At 66.4% G+C, this 17,063-nt stretch carries 16 protein-coding genes; 2 read left to right on the top strand and 14 right to left on the bottom strand.

Translation table 11 applies throughout. From position 1 onward, the window contains the following. Positions 1 to 32: 32 nt before the first annotated feature. The 10 genes from ACWETB_RS20705 to ACWETB_RS20660 all read right to left on the bottom strand — a co-directional run bounded on the left by ACWETB_RS20705 (position 33) and on the right by ACWETB_RS20660 (position 10,609). Positions 33 to 728: a GltB/FmdC/FwdC-like GXGXG domain-containing protein gene (locus ACWETB_RS20705; protein WP_449743311.1), complete on the bottom strand. Its 696-nt coding sequence runs from the start codon at positions 726 to 728 to the stop codon at positions 33 to 35. Continuing rightward, positions 716 to 1,612 carry a glutamine amidotransferase gene (locus ACWETB_RS20700; protein ID WP_449743312.1) on the bottom strand — a complete coding sequence of 299 codons (897 nt, stop codon included), beginning with the start codon at positions 1,610 to 1,612 and terminating at the stop codon, positions 716 to 718. The genes ACWETB_RS20705 and ACWETB_RS20700 overlap by 13 nt, the downstream gene beginning before the upstream one ends. A gap of 46 nt (positions 1,613 to 1,658) precedes the next feature. Then, a complete protein-coding gene (gene glnT / locus ACWETB_RS20695; RefSeq protein ID WP_452213335.1) occupies positions 1,659 to 3,005 on the bottom strand; it encodes a type III glutamate--ammonia ligase in 1,347 nt (448 codons plus the stop codon). 588 nt (positions 3,006 to 3,593) lie between these two features. Next, positions 3,594 to 4,955, bottom strand: coding sequence for an ammonium transporter (locus ACWETB_RS20690; protein ID WP_452213333.1), 1,362 nt, complete (start codon positions 4,953 to 4,955; stop codon positions 3,594 to 3,596). A 48-nt stretch (positions 4,956 to 5,003) separates the two neighbouring features. Continuing rightward, the gene (locus ACWETB_RS20685) at positions 5,004 to 6,044 is read right to left on the bottom strand and encodes a heme-dependent oxidative N-demethylase family protein (protein ID WP_449743315.1); all 1,041 of its coding nucleotides are present in this window, start codon (positions 6,042 to 6,044) and stop codon (positions 5,004 to 5,006) included. Continuing rightward, entirely contained in the window at positions 6,041 to 7,111 is a 1,071-nt protein-coding gene (locus ACWETB_RS20680) for a PDR/VanB family oxidoreductase (protein ID WP_449743316.1), read from the bottom strand. Before ACWETB_RS20680 ends, ACWETB_RS20685 begins: the two co-directional genes overlap by 4 nt. Further along, positions 7,108 to 8,634, bottom strand: a complete 1,527-nt coding sequence (locus ACWETB_RS20675; RefSeq protein ID WP_452213331.1) for a heme-dependent oxidative N-demethylase subunit alpha family protein — start codon at positions 8,632 to 8,634, stop codon at positions 7,108 to 7,110. The genes ACWETB_RS20680 and ACWETB_RS20675 overlap by 4 nt, the downstream gene beginning before the upstream one ends. Then, the gene (locus tag ACWETB_RS20670) at positions 8,631 to 9,623 is read right to left on the bottom strand and encodes a PDR/VanB family oxidoreductase (RefSeq protein ID WP_452213329.1); all 993 of its coding nucleotides are present in this window, start codon (positions 9,621 to 9,623) and stop codon (positions 8,631 to 8,633) included. Before ACWETB_RS20670 ends, ACWETB_RS20675 begins: the two co-directional genes overlap by 4 nt. Further along, positions 9,620 to 10,222, bottom strand: coding sequence for a dimethylamine monooxygenase subunit DmmA family protein (locus ACWETB_RS20665; RefSeq protein WP_348805370.1), 603 nt, complete (start codon positions 10,220 to 10,222; stop codon positions 9,620 to 9,622). The genes ACWETB_RS20670 and ACWETB_RS20665 overlap by 4 nt, the downstream gene beginning before the upstream one ends. A 3-nt stretch (positions 10,223 to 10,225) precedes the next feature. Continuing rightward, positions 10,226 to 10,609, bottom strand: a complete 384-nt coding sequence (locus ACWETB_RS20660) for an ethanolamine utilization protein (protein WP_452213327.1) — start codon at positions 10,607 to 10,609, stop codon at positions 10,226 to 10,228. 207 nt (positions 10,610 to 10,816) lie between these two features. Here ACWETB_RS20660 and ACWETB_RS20655 point away from each other — a divergent pair, with 207 nt between their 5' ends. Both ACWETB_RS20655 and ACWETB_RS20650 read left to right on the top strand, forming a co-directional pair. Then, a complete protein-coding gene (locus ACWETB_RS20655; RefSeq protein WP_452213325.1) occupies positions 10,817 to 11,674 on the top strand; it encodes a phosphatase PAP2 family protein in 858 nt (285 codons plus the stop codon). A gap of 64 nt (positions 11,675 to 11,738) precedes the next feature. After that, positions 11,739 to 12,644 (top strand): AurF N-oxygenase family protein, encoded by a 906-nt coding sequence (locus ACWETB_RS20650; RefSeq protein WP_452213323.1) that lies wholly within the window; start codon positions 11,739 to 11,741, stop codon positions 12,642 to 12,644. Between the two features lie 39 nt (positions 12,645 to 12,683). Here the strand turns inward: ACWETB_RS20650 and ACWETB_RS20645 are convergent, their stop codons facing one another. From ACWETB_RS20645 to ACWETB_RS20630, 4 genes are all read right to left on the bottom strand, one after another. Next, positions 12,684 to 13,028: a VOC family protein gene (locus ACWETB_RS20645; RefSeq protein WP_449743323.1), complete on the bottom strand. Its 345-nt coding sequence runs from the start codon at positions 13,026 to 13,028 to the stop codon at positions 12,684 to 12,686. Between the two features lie 9 nt (positions 13,029 to 13,037). After that, a complete protein-coding gene (locus ACWETB_RS20640) occupies positions 13,038 to 14,282 on the bottom strand; it encodes a fatty acid desaturase family protein (protein WP_449743324.1) in 1,245 nt (414 codons plus the stop codon). Between the two features lie 73 nt (positions 14,283 to 14,355). Further along, entirely contained in the window at positions 14,356 to 15,468 is a 1,113-nt protein-coding gene (locus ACWETB_RS20635) for a ferredoxin reductase (RefSeq protein ID WP_449743325.1), read from the bottom strand. Between the two features lie 117 nt (positions 15,469 to 15,585). Further along, positions 15,586 to 17,061 carry an alpha-amylase family glycosyl hydrolase gene (locus ACWETB_RS20630; protein WP_452213320.1) on the bottom strand — a complete coding sequence of 492 codons (1,476 nt, stop codon included), beginning with the start codon at positions 17,059 to 17,061 and terminating at the stop codon, positions 15,586 to 15,588. Positions 17,062 to 17,063: the final 2 nt, after the last annotated feature.

Genomic DNA, 17,063 nt, shown 5'->3' with positions numbered 1-17,063 from the left:
GGGCTCGGAACGTCGGGCTCGGAACGCCGGGCTCAGTACGCCGACGAGTGGTCGCTGTGGAAGTGGTACAGCTTGCGTGCCGAGCCGTAGCGGGTGTACGTCTTCGGGTCGTCATCCTTGAAGCCGGCGGCCTTGAGCAGACCGGCGAGCTCCTCGAGATGCTCGGCCTCCATCGGCTTGGCGATGCAGTCCGCGCCCAGGCCTTCGACGGTGCCGCGCACGTACATCCGGGTCTCGTAGATCGAATCTCCCAGTCCGGCACCGGCGTTGCCGCGCACGACCATCCGGCCGGCCTGCGCCATGAATGCACTGTTGTGGCCGACGTTTCCGCCGACGACGATGTCGACGCCCTTCATCGAGATGCCGCAGCGTGCGGCCGCGTCGCCCTCGATGACGAGCAGTCCGCCGTGCGCGGTGGCACCGGCCGACTGCGAGGCGTTGCCCTTGACGACGACCGTGCCGCTCATCATGTTCTCGGCGACACCGGTGCCGGCGTTACCGTTGATGACGATCTCGGCCTGCTGGTTCATGCCGGCCGCGTAGTAGCCGACATGGCCGTTGACGGTGATTTTGACGGGGGCGTTGACACCGGCTGCCACGCTGTGTGCGCCGGCCGGGTTGTTGATCTCGAACTCTCCCGAGATCTCTTTGTGCAGAGTCGAATTGACCTCACGCAGCGCGGTGGTGGCCAGGTCGAAGACCTGCGTGTCGGTGTTCAGCGTGTCCATGCGTACACGACCTCCGGTTCCGGTTCCCAGATTCGAGCGTTCTCGACGCCCGGCAGGTCTGCCAGGGCGCGGTATTCACTGGCCATGGCTACCCAGTCGTCGGTCTCGGCGATGACGGCGGGCTTGCAGGCGATGGCGTCGCGCACCACCGCGAACGAGTCGCGGTTGGAGACGACCAGGGTGTAGAAGCCGTCGAAGGTGGCGCACACCTCTTTGAGGGCGGTCTCGACGTCCTTGCCCTGCGCGAGCTGGTGTGCGACGAATCGGGCGCCGACCTCGGTGTCGTTCTCGCTGTCGAATTCGACTCCGGCGGCGCGGAGTTCGCGACGGATGGTCGCGTGGTTGGAGAACGATCCGTTGTGCACCAGGCACTGTTCGGGTCCGACGGCGTAGGGGTGGGCGCCGGCGGGGGTGACGGCCGACTCGGTGGCCATGCGGGTGTGTCCGACACCCTGCCAACCCCGGGCCGAGGCGAGATCCCAGCGCGTGGTCAGATCTCGGGGTGCGCCAACGCCTTTCAGCACGGTGAGGTCGGAACCGAAGCCGGCGACGAGGGCTTCCGGGTAGGCGGCGCGGGCGGCGGCCAAGAGCTCTTCGGACTGCAGTTCGGCGCTGATCACCAGGGTGTTGTCGACGTGGCGGGCCGAGACCGGGCTGCCCAGCGACTCGCTCAGTGCCGCAGCGGCATCGGCGGCGTCGACATCGAGATCGAGCAGGCTGACGCAGCCGTGGCCGGCCGGTGCCCAGTCGTTGTTGCCGTAGACGGCGATACCGGCCGAATCGGCTCCGCGGTCCTGCATTTCGCCGAGCATGGTGGCGAGCAGCTCGCCGAGTCGGGGATACAGATCCGGGTTGCGCAGATGCAACCCGACGATTCCGCACATGGTGTGGTCCTTTCTGGTGGGTGATGACGGTGGTGGGGAGGCGAGGTCAGAACGCGGTGAGGTATTGATCGATCTCCCAGGGGGAGACCGCCGAATGCCAGGCGAAGAACTCCTCGCGCTTGAGCTTGCTGAAGTAGGTTGAGACGCTGAGCTTGTCGGCAGGCCACTCCTCGGGCATGGCGGCGTCGAGCGACGCGGTCACGACGGGATCGGCTTCGAGTGCCTCGACCGCGTGCAGGAGGGTCAGGGGAAGCGGACTCATGTGATCGGGTCCGGAGCCCAGCGCGCCCGGGTCGAGGCTCCGCTTGATCCCGTCGAGTCCGGCGCCGAGGGCCGAGGCGATCGCGAGGTACGGATTGGCCGAACCGTCGCCGCCGCGCAACTCGACCCGCTGGTCGTCGGGGATGCGGATGTAGTGGGTACGGTCATTGCCGCCGTAGGTCGGGACGCGAGGTGCCCACGATGCTCCCGATCGGGTGGCGGTCGCGCCGGTTCGCTTGTAGGAGTTGACCGTCGGGGCCATCACCGATTGCAGCGCGGAGGCGTGCTCGAGGACTCCGGCGACGAAGCCGTAGGCGGTATCGGAGATTCCGAGGCCGCGCTCGTCGTCGAACTCCGTCGGGAAGACCGGCCGGCCGTTGGCGGTCAGCGACAGATGCAGGTGCAAGCCGGAACCGGTGCGTTCGGCGAACGGCTTGGGCATGAACGTGGCGACCATCCCGCTTTCGGCGGCGATGACCGACAGCAGGTAGCGCAGCGTGATGACGCGGTCGGCGGTGGTCAGGGCGTCGGAGTAGGCGAAGTTCTGCTCGAACTGTCCGTTGCCGTCCTCGTGGTCGTTGGCGTAGTTGCCCCAGCCGAGTTGGTTCATCGCGGTGGACACCGCGGTGAGATGTTCGTACATCCGGGTGAGGCCGCGCACGTCGTAGCAGGGCTGATCGGAGTCGTCGGCGTCGTCGGCGGTGACCAGCGAGCCGTCGGCGGCACGCTTGAGCAGGAAGTACTCGACCTCGGCGCCGACCCACGGCTCGAAGCCGGCGTCGTCGGCCTGCGCGATCAGGGCCTTGAGGATGTTGCGCGGCGCGAACGGCCACGGCTTGCCCTCGACGTGCGGGTCGCAGTGGACGAGCGCGAGGCCTTCCTTGATGAACGGGATCGGCAGGAATGAGCTCGGATCCGGAACGGCGACCAGGTCCGGATCGCGCGGCTCCTGACCGATGGCGCCGACCGCGTAGCCCGCGAATCCCACTCCGTCGGTGGCCAGTTCGTCGATGGCCTCGACCGGCACCAGCTTGGCGCAGGCCTTGCCGCGCAGGTCGACGAACATCGCGAGGATGAACTTGGTTCCGCTGGCCTGGCAGAGGGCGGCGAGATCGTGGTTGGTATCAGTCATTGCGATGCTCCGGTCGGGTGGGGTGTTACCAGAATGTCTACTCGGATGAACTTTTGTCTACTTGTAGTAGACCTCCGGTTTGTTGCGATCGTGTTTCGCGGTTGTGAGAGGCGGGTATCGGGGCGGACAAGGGACGCCGAGCACTGCGCGAATGCCCCAACGCGTAGGGGATGGACACGAAGGGGCGAGCATGAGAAATCGTTGTCTGCCGGAGCGCGCCGGCCACGGGCGCCGGAATAGGCAGTGCGACAGCTGACCCCAGTATTCAGCTGCCCGGCGTCGAGGACGGCGTCGCCAAGTGCGCGGTGCTCGCACCACGTGCATTCGCCGGCTACATCGGAACCAATGATCCGCAGCCGGCACGCAAGATGGACGAGAGGTTCGCGACGCCACCGCCCGACTGGTGCAACACCTCGGTCGGTTACGCAGCCGTCGGAGCCCGGAATGCTCTCGGCACAAGAGGTCTCGAGACTCGTCACCAGCGCTCCTCGCACCTCAGACCAGTGGAAAGGATGGCCTCGACCAGCGGGAAGGACAGCGCTCCCCGCACCCCGACCGGCGGGATGCGAGGAGCGCTGTCCGTGATTATCAGGCGCGGGAGTCGGCGAGGTCGTCGTCGACCGATTCGGCGAGCTTCTTCTCGACCGATCGTGACGCCTGGACGGTTGACATGCCCGACAGTCCACCGTGTCCGACGCCGGCCGCGGGGATCTCGTAGGCGGATTCGGCGTGGATGGTCGAGTCCAGGCCCTGCGTCTCGGTCTCCGGGTCGACGCGCAGACCGATCGTCTTGTCGAGAGCCTTGGCAATCAGCCAGGTCATCACGAAGGAGAAGCTGCAGGTGATGACGATGCCGGCGAGCTCACGCCAGACGATGTCCGCGTCGCCGCCGAACAGGATGCCGGTGATGCCGGCCGGGGCGCTGCCCGCGGCGAACAACACGATGCACACGGTGCCGACGATGCCGCCGATGCCGTGCACGACGAAGGCGTCCAGGCTGTCATCGACCTTGAACTTCGGCTTGAAACTGAGGAAGAACGCGACCACACCGGCGGCGATGAGACCGACGAGGAGGGCTCCGATCGGTGTCATCGTGTTGGCCGACGGGGTGATACCGACGAGCCCGGCAATGGCACCGGTGATGGAACCCAGACCGGTCACGTGACCTTCCCGCCACTTCTCGATGGCCCAGAAGCCGAGCATTCCGGCGCCGCCCGCGAGCAGGGTGTTGAGGACGACGTACTGGGTCAGAAAGTTCGCACCACCCGCGCAGCTGCCGTTGAACCCGAACCAGCCGAACCAGAGCAGACCACCGCCGAGCAGGACCAACGGAACATTGTGGGGGCGTTCGGCGCGACGACGTCGCGCTCCCAGGACCATGGCCAGAGCGAGCGCCGCCACTCCGGAGTTCATATGCACCGCGGTGCCGCCCGCGAAATCGTGGATGTGGATCTTGTTCAGCAGGAAGCCACCGGCGCCCGCGTCGGAGTCGGCGGCGAACACCCAGTGCGCCACCGGGAAGTACACCAGGGTCAGCCAGATCGGGACGAACACCAGCCAGGCACTGAACTTCATTCGGCCGGCGGCACCACTGGCGACGATGGCCACGGTGATCGCGGCGAACATGATGAACCAGGCCGCGATGTAGAGCACCTGGATGCCGCCAGAGCCGTCGTCGGTGAGGTGATTGCCCAGACCGATGTAGTCGGCGGGGTTGCCGATGATTCCCCATCCCTTCACCGACGGCCCGGACACCAGGCCGTAACCGTAGAGGACGTAGATGACGCAGGTGATGCCGAGGGTCGCGAACACCATCGACATCATGTTGAGGACGTTGCGTCCGCCCAGCATGCCGCCGTAGTAGAGCCCGAGTCCGGGGATCATCAGGACTAGAAATGCGAATGCGGCGAGCATCCAGGCGAGATCCGCGTGCGCGGCGAGGACATCCATGACTTTCCTTGCAGTAGAAGTGGTTACGCAGTTGCGCTGATGGGTGGTTTACCCGCGTAGGTAGGCGACGACGTCGTCGCGGTAGTCCAGAAATCCCTTGTAGGCGGCGATGTCGTCGTCGAGGTTCTCGATGACCGTGGCCAGCTGTGTGGCCCACTCCGGGATGCGCCGGACGTCGGCGAGCGACGCCATGAACGTGCGGATGTTGAAGGTCACCGCGCCGGAGGTGGGCAGCCGCACGAAGTGTTCGAGTTCGATGCGCAGGCGGGCGCGGGAGTAGTCGCCGTCGGCGACCATCTGCGGGATATCACGACCCCACGCCGGCAGCTTTTCGAGACTGACGTCGAGAAGGTGTGAATCCGATGCCGACAACGTCCAGTTGACGCGCCGATACACCTGGTCGGCGGGGAGTCGGCGGAGGAATTGCTCGGCACGCGCGACGATGCCCTTGCGGATCAGACCCGGTACCGGAGCGTGGATCTCATCCATGTCCATGCCGACGTCGAAGGCCACCGACCAGGCGGCGGCGAAGGTGACAATGCCCGCGTCGAAGTACAGTCGGCCGTCGCGTTCGACGATCAGCAGCAGATCGTCGGGTACCTCACGGGCCAGAAACTCCATCGGGTGATACGGCAGCGTCGTGAGGTCGCCGAGCACGAACTCCTGATCGGTGCCCAGAAGGTCGTTACGCCAATGGAATCGGCGGCCGGGCAGCTCCTCGAGGTGCATCACGCCCGGGTGGACGGCCGCGAGGTCGCGCAGGTAGTAGAGCAGCAGATCCCAGCACGCCACATCCATGCCCGGGCGGATGCGCACCCGGGACGGGTCGTCGTCGAGAATCCGCCGACGCTCGGTCATGTACGTGAGGTATTCCGCCCCACCGAGATCCACCAGGTTGCGGCCCCACTCGCCGCCGCGGGTGCGTCGTGGAACGCGTGCGGGTTCGACGTTGACGGTGTAGGAGAACTCCTCGAGTTCGTCGGGGAAGGGCCACGGGATGTTGGCGAGATGATCGACGGGTTGGGACAGATAATGTTGCGCCGCCGGGGTCAGCTCTTTGGCGGTGCGGGCGGGTGTCGTCAGTGTCATAGGTCCACCTCGAGATCGCAGTCGGTCGTGGTGTCGGTGGTGGGAACGGCGCGCGACACACAGCTCATCATCGCGTCGCCGCAGGCCTTCTCCTCGTCGGTGAGGACGAAGTCGCGGTGCAGGATCGGTCCGGAGCGGACCGTGATGCGGCACTCGCCGCACACGCCCTGCCGGCACAGATTGGGGACGGCCACGTCGTGTTCGAGCAGCCTCTCCAGCAGGGAGACACCCGACGGAACGTCGATCCGCTCGCCGGTGGAGGCCACACGCACGGAGAACGGGTCGCCGGGATCCTGTTCAGGTGCGGTGAATCGCTCCAGATGCACGCGGGCCGCGGGCCATCCGGCCTCGGTGGCGAGGAGTTGATAGGTCTCCAGCAGGGCCGCCGGACCGCAGGCGTAGGCGTGGGTGCCCAGGGGCTGCACGGCAAGTCGTGCACGCAGGGTGGCGATCGTCTCCTCGACGCCGGTCGCCTCGTGGAGGGTGATCGCCTCGTGTGCGGCCAGTGTGCGCAGGTCCTCGAGGTGGGCGGCCGCGCCCGGCCGATACGAGTAGATGATCTCGGCGCCGACGCCGGTGATCGCCGCATCGCGGGCGATGGCCCGTGCGTGCGACAGGATCGGGGTGATCCCGATGCCGCCGGCCACCAATAGGGCGTGACGCTGATCGAGGATCGGTGCGAACATCGCACGGGGACCTTCGATCTCGACGATGTCACCCTCGGAGATGGTGTCGTGCAACCAGTCCGAGCCACCGCCGGCTCCTCGTCGGAGCACCGAGATGCCGTAGTCGGTGGGATAGAGTCCGTCGTCGACGAGAGAGTAGGCGTTGCGGTGTCCGTCTCCGGTGGAGACGATGACGTGACTTCCCGGCTGGAACGGCGTCAGCATCGGCGAGACCGCGCCGGTCGACGGATCGTCGGTCGGCACGAACCGGAAGTGCGTGATATCCGCTGTCAGCGAGCGTTTCTCGATGACACGCATCGGACGGACATCGGTGCGATAGCCAGGATGCCGATGCCCGCTGAGCAGTTCGGCGGACGGGCCGGGCTCGTCGATGATGGTCATGACAGTTCCCGGGCTTCGGCGGCGGAGGCCAGAAAGCTTCCGCGGGAGGAGGAATGATGCTCGTGGATCTCGACCGTGGTTCCGCAACCCGGGCAGGTGACGACCTGGCCGGGACGACCCTCGACGCGCGCCGTGGTGGTGCAGTGGGCGCAGTACATCGGCAGATCGTCGGTGTGGGTGACGAAGGCGGTGAGTTCGTCGGCGATCGCACCGGCCCCGCGGGCGATGGCCAGAGCCGTCATCACGTCGAACTGCCCACCGGTCACCATGATCCGGGTTCCGGTGACGCCCTGCCCCAACGCCTGCCGAAGGGTGTCGGCGTCGGCGGTGTCGGTGAGGGAATCGAGCACGAGCATGCGGGTCGGGCCGACCTCGGATGCCTGGTTGATCCAGGTGCGGGCCACGTGCGACGCGTGGTCGTCGTGTCCGACGGCGACGATCAGGAACTCCGCGGCATCGGTGTCGACGGCGGGCGGTGTGGCGGGCCAGTCCGGCAGACCCTGGGCGACGGGGACGGTCGGCTCGGCGGTGCGCAGCCATGCCGCGGCACGCTCCCGGTACTTGATGATGCCCTTGTAATCGGCCATGTCGTCCGGCAATTCGGCGATCACCTCGGCGGCGCGACGCCGCCACGGTTCGATGGTGGCGAGATCCTCCAGGGCAAGCATGTAGGTGCGGATCAGGAACATCAGCGCACCCGAATCGGGTAGCCGGATGAGGTGCTGAACCTCCACCCGCAGGTGGACGAGCTTGCCGAACTCGGCGTCATCGACGTGCTGGATGCGTTCGCGATCCGGGCCCCACTCGGGATAGATCTCGGTGGACACGTCGAGTCGGCGTCCGATGGTCAACGTCCAGTTGGTACGACGGTACGGTTCGTGCGGCTGGAGTCGCTTGAGGAATTCGTGGGCGCGGGTGACGACGCCGAGCTTCTTCACCCGCGGCACCGGGCCGTGGATCTCCAGGAAGCTCATCCCGACGTCGAAGCCGAAGCTCCAGTCGGCGGCGAAGGTGATCACGCCGGCGTCGACGAACAGCTGTCCGTCGCGCTGGTCGAGCAGCGCGATGTCTTCCTGCACCTGGGAGGCGATGTAGCGCAACGGTTCGTCCGGCAGGGTGACGGGGTCGCCGTAGGTGAAGTCGAGGTCGATGCCGAGCAGATCGTTGCACCAGTGCCACGTGTCGGGACCGGTGGCGTCCAGATGCATCTCGGCCGGGTAGGCCGTCGACAGCTCCCGCATCAACGTCAGCATCGCGTCCCAGGCGGCGGGCACCATATGCGGCAGGATCGCGTGACGAGTCGGATCGGAGGCGAGAACCTCAGCGCGCGAACGGAGTTCGTGGTGGTACTCGGAGTCGATGTCGACGAGGGTGGCGCCCCACTGACCGGCCGGGGTGGTGGTCGGCGCACCGGCGGGTTCCACATTGGTGCTGTAGCGGTAGCGGTCCTCGGGAAAGGGAAAAGGGAACCCGGCGATGAGTTCCGCGGTGGCGGCTGAGGGTGTCACGAGTTCGGTGGTCACAGGGGGATCTCCAGGATGGCGCCGGCATCGGCACGGGAGACGCATGGCATCACGCAGTCTCCCGCGGTCTTCTCCTCGTCGGTGAGGTACAGGTCGCGGTGGATCGGGGTGCCGCCGGACAGCGGGATGCGGCATTCGCCGCACACACCCTGACGGCATCGATTGGGAACGGCCACACCGGCGTTCTCGATCGCGGTGAGCATGCTGGTGCCGGACGGCACATCGACGGTGGTGTCGCTGCCCGACAGGTGCACGCGGAACGGGTCACCGGCATCGAGGGCGTCGATACCGAAGCGCTCGAAGTGGATTCGCGAGTCGGGCCAGCCGGCCGCGGTGGCCGCGTCGACGACGGCGTCGATCATCGGGCCCGGGCCGCAGACGTAGAGGTGGGTGCCGATCGGCTGATCGCGGAGAACCTCGTCAAGTCGGGTGATGAAAGTGTCTCGGGCGGTGAAGAGTTCGCAGGTACCGTCGGTCAGCGCGGTGATGTCGTCGAGGTGGGCGGCATTGTCGGCGCGGTGGGTGTAGAGCACCTGGGTGGCGCGATGCCACCGCCGGGCGGCCCGCAGGTGCGACACCATCGGGGTGACGCCGATACCGCCGGCGATCAGCAGATGTTTGGCGGCGCGGGCGATCGGCGCGAAGGCGTTGCGCGGCAGATGAACCGCGATGTCATCGCCCTCGGTGAGGACGTCGTGCATCCAGCGTGATCCGCCGTTGCCGTCGGCGACCCGCAGTACCGAGATGGCGTATTCGGTGGGTGCGGTGCCGTCGGAGACGAGGCTGTAGGCGTTGGCGTGCTCGCCGGCCTGCACCACCAGATGGCTGCCGGGGACAAAGCCCGGCAGCGTCGCGCCGTCCGAGGCGGCGAAGGTGAACGTCCGAATGTCACTCGCGGACTGCGTGATCGAGGTGACGGTCAGCGTCATGGTGCCGTCGTCTGCCATGCGGGACGGGCTGTCCACGGCAGGTTCTGCGGCGGTGGTCATACCGGTAGCTCCTGGGAGGTCGGTGTGGTGGGGTCCGGAATCGATTCGGCGTCGGCCATGAAACCGAGGAAGGCACCCTTACGCCGGGACACGTGGTAGTAGACGAGGAGTTCTCGGCCACATCCGGCGCAGTCGACGAGGTCATCCATTCCGGCGTCGGCGGTGGTGACGGTGCGGCAGTGGGAGCAGAACACGTCGATCGGCCCGGATCCGACCACGTCGACACTGATCTCGTCGTCCTCGAGTCCCGCCGCCACCGCCGCGGCACGCACCTTGAGGCACGCGCCGACCGGTCCGGCGATGAGCACCCGCACCCCGACGGTTGCGGTCGCCAGCGCCTGCTGCAGGCGCTCGGCGGCGTCTGCGGCATCCTCGGCTCGGATCCGGCTGATCGATGCCCGGGCAGGCAACGCCGGAACCCGGCGATCCTGCGCGTCGTGGGCGGCATCGCCCACTCCCACGAGCACGTAGGACGTGCCGGTGACGGTCGGCCCCGTGGTCGTCGCCCGCTGCGGGTCATCCGGGGCGGGCCGCGCCCACACCGGCAGGCTGGTGAACGGGAGTTGCGCGGCGGTGCCGGCGGAGAGCTCGGAGGTCATGGTTCAGAGCGGGGTGGAGTCGCGGTGTCCGGCGTAGAAGGCCAGCGCGTAGCTCGGGGTGGAGAAGTAGATCTTGGAGCCCTTGGGGAAGAAGATGGCGTCCTTGGCCTTGGCGACGGTCTTCTGACCGGTTTCCTTGTTCTCCAGCAGGAACTCACCCTCGAGCACGACCTTCATCTCGTCGTACTCGTATTCGTAGTAGAGGGGGGCGTCGGTGTGGCGCAGTTCGAAGTAGCCCGAGCACATCTCGCTGCCGTCGGGATTCTCGTACACGTCGCCGATGAAGCCCTCGGTACCGGGGTAGTCTGCGTCGGGCATCTTCGGCAGGTTCGTCCAGGCGTCGCTGGTGACCCGGAAGGCCAGTGCACTCGTGGCGTCGACGGTCATGGGTGTTCTCCTTTTCATCGGTCTGCGACCCGGTTTGGATCACTAGAGGAAACTTGTTGCCTGTTAGTAGACCCGCGGACTGTTACGCAAGCATTACCGCGGTGTTGATTCATACGAAACATGTTTCCTGAGGTGAGATCTGCACCTCTTTCCGGTGCTCGGCTTGTCGCCCAGGGTCTTCCCAGAAACCTGACCTACCGTGGACATATGAGTGTCCTGGCCGCGCCGCCCGAGGCGGAACCCCGTCACGACGACGCCAGGCCGTCGCGGTTGTGGGGTGCCGTCGTCGTCGCGGTGGTGGCGCTCGCCCTCGCGGGGGCCGTCTACTGGGTGGCGGTGTGGACGTCGTGGGGACAGATCGTCGACCAGTACGTCCTCGACGCGGTGCGGCGGTCGTCGGCGGTGGCGCACGTGCCCTATCCGGTGACGGTGGCCGTGGTGACCGACGTCCGGGTGTGGTTCGCCGCTGCCGTGCTGGTGATCGTCGGCTCGTCGCTACCGGCGCTCACCGGGCGGGTGCGCTGGGGCCGGTCGATCGCGACAACCGCGACGCTTCTGCTCTTTCCCCTGCTCATCGCCGTGATCGCACGCGTGTTGCGCGACGTCGTGCTGATCCGCCCACAATTGCATGACTGGATCCTCGAGACGTCGAACTCCGCACCCAGCGGCCACGCCGCCGCGGTGACCTCGTGTGTGGTCGTGTTGATCGCTGCGTCACCGAAGTGGCTGCGGCCGTTCGTGATCGCGCTCGGCGGAACGTGGGCGTCGGTGATCACCTTCGGCCTGATCGCCGACGGCTGGCATCGTCCCAGCGACATCGTCATCTCGGTGCTCATCGTGATCGGGCTCGGTGCCCTGCTGCCCGATCCGTACGCGGCGACTCCCGCGCCGCGCGGTGCGATCGCGTTGCGCGCGCTGGCGTGGGTGTTCACCGTCATCAGCAGCGCGATCCTGGTCGGGACCTCCTACCCGGAGCCGCGGCAGATCATGACGGCGGTGGGGATCGCCGCGGTGATCGGGCTGGCTCTCGGCACCTACCGGCCGCTGACCGTCGGCCGCCGATAGCCGGGGGAAGACCGGATCATTCTTCGCCATTGACCAATGGTACGGTAGGTGGTGTCATTGTGGCATGACTGTCACTCCCACGTCCCGAGTGGACATCGGTTCCGACGAGGTCTCCGCCCGGCTCCTGGACTCGGCCGCGCGGTTGTCACGCAACGCGATGACCGAAATCGACTGGTCGGAGCCGATGGACCCCACCAAGTACGGCTGCAGCCCGGAATGGTCCACGCTCTACGGCACGCCCTACTGGGACGAATTGAGCGAGGACCAACGCGTCACGCTCACCCGCCACGAGTTCGCGTCCATCATGTCCATCGGCATCTGGTTCGAGATGATGCTGCAGGCCGTGGTGATCCGCGATCAGTACCTCGGCGACTATCACACGCCCGAGTTCCAGTTCGCACTCACCGAGATCGCCGACGAGTGCCGACATTCGATCATGTTCGCCAGGGCGAGCGAGAAGATGGTCGGAACGTCCTACAAACCGCATCCACGCTTGGGTAGGTTCGGGAAACTGTTCATGGCGACGGTGTCCGACGAGGTCGCCTACACCGGAATCCTGGTGGCCGAGGAGATCCTGGACGTGTTCCAGCGGGGCTGCATGCGCGACGAACGCGTGCTGCCGTTCATCCGCACGGTCAACGAGATCCATGTGCTCGAGGAGTCACGGCACATGAAGTTCGCGCGTGAACAGGTGCGCGCGGCGATGCGAGACGTCGGTCCGGTCCGCCGACGGTGGAGCGCCTTCTACATCGCGCTGTCCGCGTCGTACATCTTCACCAGTCTCGTTCGGCCGCAGGCCTACAAGGATGCCGGCCTCGACCATCACCGGGCGATCGCCGAGATGCGGCGCAATCATCACTTCCAGTCGATGGTGCGCACAGGGTGTGCCCACCTGATGGAGTTCCTCGACGAGGTGGGGCTGCTCACCCCCGCGGCGGCGAAGATCTACCGCAAGGTGCACATGTTGTGAGCTCGCCTGTCACCGGTGCACTGCCGGTCCAGGGCCCGATCAGGGATGGGCGGCGATCGGGTGCCGCGGCTCGTAGAGTCCGACCGTCCCACCGCCGGGCAGCGGGATGCCGGTGAGCAACCCCCACCCCTGATCGCTGACCGGACCGCAGGTGATGCCCTGACCGGCGAGATCGGCGATCGTGGCCTCGACGTCGTCGCACATCAGATAGAGCTCGTGGGCGGCCGACTCGGCGGGATGCACCGCGACCTCGGCCGGTGGCAGCGCGAAGATCAGCCATCCGCCGCCGGCGTCGACGTGAGACCAGCCGAGGACGTCACGCAGGAACGCGCGATCGGCCTCGGCGTCGGTGCTGGAGATGACGACGTGGGCGCCGGTGATCATCACCCCAGGTTATGTCGGCGTGCTGTGCAACGGAGCATTCTTCAATTCGCGCAACGCCGTTCGCAGTCCGCGCCGCTTTCCGGTGTCCGGATCGACACCGAAGTGCAGTTTCATCCCGTCGAGTACGGCGAAACGCAACTCCGACGCGGTTTCCGGGGCATCGTCGGACGTCGCCTTCAGCAATGCATTGGGCAGGGCGAGTTTGAGGATCGTGCGGAACGACTGGCCGTACTGATGCAGCAGACTTCCGGTGGTGTAGGGCAGGTCGTACTTGTCGCACAGTTCCCGCACCCGCACACCGATCTCCTCGTACCGATTGCTCGGCAGATCCGGAAACAGGTGATGCTCGATCTGATGACTGAGGTTGCCGCTCATGAACCGCATCATGGTGCCGGCCCGAAAGTTGGCCGATCCCAACATCTGTCGTAGATACCAGCGCGGCTGATCCTCTTCCTCGTACTCGGCGACGGTGAACTTCTCGGCGCCGTCGGGGAAGTGACCACAGAAGATCACCATGTACGACCAGTAGTTGCGGATGATGTTGGCGGTGAAGTTCGCGGTGATCGTGGTACGCCAGTTCGGCCCGGACAGTGCGGGGAAGATCAGGTAGTCCTTGGCCGCCTGCTTGCCGACCTTGCGTCCGATGATGCGCAGGTCCTTGGCCGCCTGCCGCCAGCTCTTCTCCTTGCTGCGGAGCTTCTCCGTCTCCAGATGATGCAGTGCGACACCGTATTCGAAGAAGGTACCGAGGGTCAGGTTGTAGACCGGGTTGCCGATGTTCCACCATTCCCACGGTTGATCGCGGGTGACGCGCAGGATGCCGTAGCCCACGTCGTCGTCCATGCCGACCACGTTGGTGTACTTGTGGTGCACGAAGTTGTGCGAGTGTTTCCACTGCACGCTCGGGCAGGTGGTGTCCCATTCCCACGACGACGAGTGGATCTCGGGGTCGTTCATCCAATCCCATTGGCCGTGCATGACGTTGTGGCCGAGTTCCATGTTCTCGACGATCTTGGCGACGCCGAGCATCGCGGTGCCCAGCAGCCAGGCCGGTTTCCGGTTGCTGAACAGCAGGGCGACACGCCCGCCGGCGGCGAGGGATCGTTGAATGGTGATGATGCGCTTGATGTATCGTGCGTCGGCATCTCCGCGGGACTCCTCGATGTCGCGGCGGATGGCGTCGAGTTCGGCGCCGAGTGCTTCCACGTCGGCCTCGGTGAGGTGGGCGTATTCGTCGATGTCGGTGATCGCCATGTGACTCCTCGGGTCTGGTTCGGTGGACGATGAGGCGCGACGGCCGTGGGCTGGACCGTCACCTCGGTGAGGTCTACAGGTCGAGGGTGCACTCACCCGACACAGAGCTGACGCAGGTCTGCACGCGCTCCCCTTCGCGGCGTTCCTCGCCGTTGCGCAGGTCGCGGGCATAGCCTTGCACCAGCGGTACCACGCAGGTCTGGCAGATGCCCATCCGGCAACCGAACGGCATCTGGATCCCCAGGTTCTCCCCCGCTACCAGAAGGGTTGTGGCGCCGTCGATCTCGGCAGTCTTGCCGGACTTCGAGAAGGTGACGGTGCCACCTTCGCCGCCGACGTCGGTGCGGGCAATGGCGAATCGTTCGACGTGCAGTTGCTTGCGCAGTCCGGCGTCCTCGTAGGTGGATTCGACGTCGTCGAGGAAGGCCACCGGGCCGCACGCCCAGCAGGTCCGTTCCCGCCAGTCGGGAACCTGGGCGTCGAGGTCGGCGAGCGAGAACTTGCCATCCTCGCGGGTGAGTTGGAGTTGGAGTTCGTAGGTGGGCACCTGCTCGTGCAGATCGGTGAGTTCGTCGAGGAAGATCACCTCGTCGCGGGTGGGTGCGGAGTGGATGTGCACGGTGTCGGGGCTTTGGCTGTGGGCGCGCATCGCGCGCAACATGCCCATCACCGGGGTGATGCCGCTGCCTGCGGTGAGGAACAGGATCGAGTCGGGCACCGGGTCCGGAAGGTGGAAGTCACCCTTCGGAGCTGCCAGCCGGATGACGGTGCCGGGTGCGACGCCGTCGACGAGGTGGGTGGACAAGAAGCCGTCGGGGTTGGCCTTGACCGTGATGGAGATGGTGTTGTCGGTGTTGGTCCCGAACGAGGTCAGCGAGTACGAGCGCCAGTGCCAGCGGCCGTCGACCTCCAGTCCGATACCGACATACTGCCCGGCCTTGTAGTCGGCGGGGAAACCCCAGCCCGTCTTGATGGTGACGGTGGCCGAGACGTCGGTTTCCTTGCGGACGTCGACGATGCGCCCCCGCAGCTCACGCGCCGACCACAGCGGGTTGATCAGGTGCAGATAGTCGTCCGGCAGCAGCGGCGTGGTGGCGCGTGCCACCAGCCCCCGCACGATGTTGACCTGCGGTTTCTTGGCACTGACATCTGCCGCGGGCCGCTTGCTCCAGCGGAGAAGGTTCATCGGGCTCCCCTCGGCGTGGCTTGTGTGCACGACTGTACACCCACGTGGTGGGCATCACAGTTCTGTTTCCGGGGCCTGCCGAGTGCTCGTGCGGTGTGTGTTTGGTGGGGGCTGAGTTCAGCTCTCGATGTGGACGCGCAGGACATGCGCGGCCCAGGGGGCGAGCATGACGAAGATGTTCTGATCGGGATCGGCGGGACGGTCGAATGACTCTTCGTGGATCGGGTCGACGAGTGTGGCCGCGGTCCCGGCGAGATCGGGCCACGCGGTGTGCACACGACCCACTCCGGGTGCGTCGTCGAGGTTCACCACGAACAGCCGGCGGGTGCCCGGTCCGGTCCACGACCAGGCGGCCAACCCCGGACCGGGGGGATCGTCGGGCCAGCCCAGAACCTGCAGCGCGGTGAAATCTCCTGTGTGCAGCGTTGTTTCGGACAGGATCATGAGAAGTCGCCGGTAGAACTCCCGGAGTTCGGTGTCGGGGGTGTGGTCGGGTTCGCGGCGTAGCTGGACGGGCAGGCGGATGGTGCGGCCGTCGGCCTGACCGTCGTAGACCAGGCGCGCGCCGGGTTGGGTGAGCGCGGTGATCGCCGCGGTCCGGTGACGTTGGCCGAATACCGCCTGCGCTCGGGGTTCGTCGTGATTCTCGATGAAGTGCACCTTGCCGTCACGGTCGGACGCGTCGGCGATCATTCGGGGAATGTCACGCGGGTGGTGTTCGAGGGCGTCGGTGAACGCCTTGTCATAGCACTGGTCGAAGCCCTGCTCGCGAAGTAATCCCTCTGTGCCCCAATATGCTTCGGCGATGAACCGAAACTCCGGATGGTCGGCACGGATGGTGGGGATGAGCTCGGCCCAATACTCGGTGGCGGGGGCCTCGCCTGCCCGGCCCGACCACGTCCGCGCGAAGATGTCGGTGCACATCAGCATGGCCATGTCGCAGCGCACGCCGTCGCACTGATCGGCGACACGGCGCAGGATGTCGATGGCTCCGTGCCGCGCAGCGGGGTGAAAGGCATTGATCTGCACCACGTCTCGCCACGGCGCGAAGTAGGGATCGCGGCCGTTGGCCAGCACGTGGGTGCCGACGCGGACGAATTCCGTCGGATGTGCGTCGATGTCGGCATCGGTTCCGGCGATGAAGCGTTCCGGGTGATCGACGGTCCAGTGATGGTCGGTGGCGAGGTGGTTGGGGACGAAGTCCAGGAGCAGCGCGATGCCCCTGTCGGCGAGGGCTCGGCGGGCGGCGGCGAGACCGTCGGGGCCACCGAGGTGGGCGTCGACGGTGTAATCCCGGATGCAGTAGGGAGATCCGACGACGTCGGCGTCGGTGAGGTCGGGCAGGGCGGCGCGGAAGGACTGCATGAGCGGTTCGTCGGCGAGGGCGATCGCAACACCCGCCGGACTGCGCTGCCACACTCCCATGAACCACACGACGTCGACCGGCCCGGCAGCGAGGGAATCCCAGACGGTTTCCGGCACGGTGGCGAGGGTGACCGGCCGGCCCAGTGTCGCGGCCAGTCCGGTCAGCCACGGCCAGGTGTTGATCTCGAAGATCACCGGGTTGTCGGGGATGGGCACGTGCGGGGGCATGC

Source organism: Gordonia sp. NPDC003950 (assembly GCF_053605205.1).
Note: the sequence above shows the minus strand (reverse complement) of the source record. Positions and strands in the feature narration are given on the sequence as shown.

Excerpts from the sequence above, each read along its gene's own strand:
- ACWETB_RS20705 (WP_449743311.1), bottom strand. The coding sequence starts at position 728 with ATGGACACGCTGAACACCGACACGCAGGTCTTCGACCTGGCCACCACC.
- ACWETB_RS20700 (WP_449743312.1), bottom strand. The coding sequence starts at position 1,612 with ATGTGCGGAATCGTCGGGTTGCATCTGCGCAACCCGGATCTGTATCCC.
- glnT (WP_452213335.1), bottom strand. The coding sequence starts at position 3,005 with ATGACTGATACCAACCACGATCTCGCCGCCCTCTGCCAGGCCAGCGGA.
- ACWETB_RS20690 (WP_452213333.1), bottom strand. The coding sequence starts at position 4,955 with ATGGATGTCCTCGCCGCGCACGCGGATCTCGCCTGGATGCTCGCCGCA.
- ACWETB_RS20685 (WP_449743315.1), bottom strand. The coding sequence starts at position 6,044 with ATGACACTGACGACACCCGCCCGCACCGCCAAAGAGCTGACCCCGGCG.
- ACWETB_RS20680 (WP_449743316.1), bottom strand. The coding sequence starts at position 7,111 with ATGACCATCATCGACGAGCCCGGCCCGTCCGCCGAACTGCTCAGCGGG.
- ACWETB_RS20670 (WP_452213329.1), bottom strand. The coding sequence starts at position 9,623 with ATGACCACCGCCGCAGAACCTGCCGTGGACAGCCCGTCCCGCATGGCA.
- ACWETB_RS20665 (WP_348805370.1), bottom strand. The coding sequence starts at position 10,222 with ATGACCTCCGAGCTCTCCGCCGGCACCGCCGCGCAACTCCCGTTCACC.
- ACWETB_RS20660 (WP_452213327.1), bottom strand. The coding sequence starts at position 10,609 with ATGACCGTCGACGCCACGAGTGCACTGGCCTTCCGGGTCACCAGCGAC.
- ACWETB_RS20655 (WP_452213325.1), top strand. The coding sequence starts at position 10,817 with ATGAGTGTCCTGGCCGCGCCGCCCGAGGCGGAACCCCGTCACGACGAC.
- ACWETB_RS20650 (WP_452213323.1), top strand. The coding sequence starts at position 11,739 with ATGACTGTCACTCCCACGTCCCGAGTGGACATCGGTTCCGACGAGGTC.
- ACWETB_RS20645 (WP_449743323.1), bottom strand. The coding sequence starts at position 13,028 with ATGATCACCGGCGCCCACGTCGTCATCTCCAGCACCGACGCCGAGGCC.
- ACWETB_RS20640 (WP_449743324.1), bottom strand. The coding sequence starts at position 14,282 with ATGGCGATCACCGACATCGACGAATACGCCCACCTCACCGAGGCCGAC.
- ACWETB_RS20635 (WP_449743325.1), bottom strand. The coding sequence starts at position 15,468 with ATGAACCTTCTCCGCTGGAGCAAGCGGCCCGCGGCAGATGTCAGTGCC.
- ACWETB_RS20630 (WP_452213320.1), bottom strand. The coding sequence starts at position 17,061 with ATGCCCCCGCACGTGCCCATCCCCGACAACCCGGTGATCTTCGAGATC.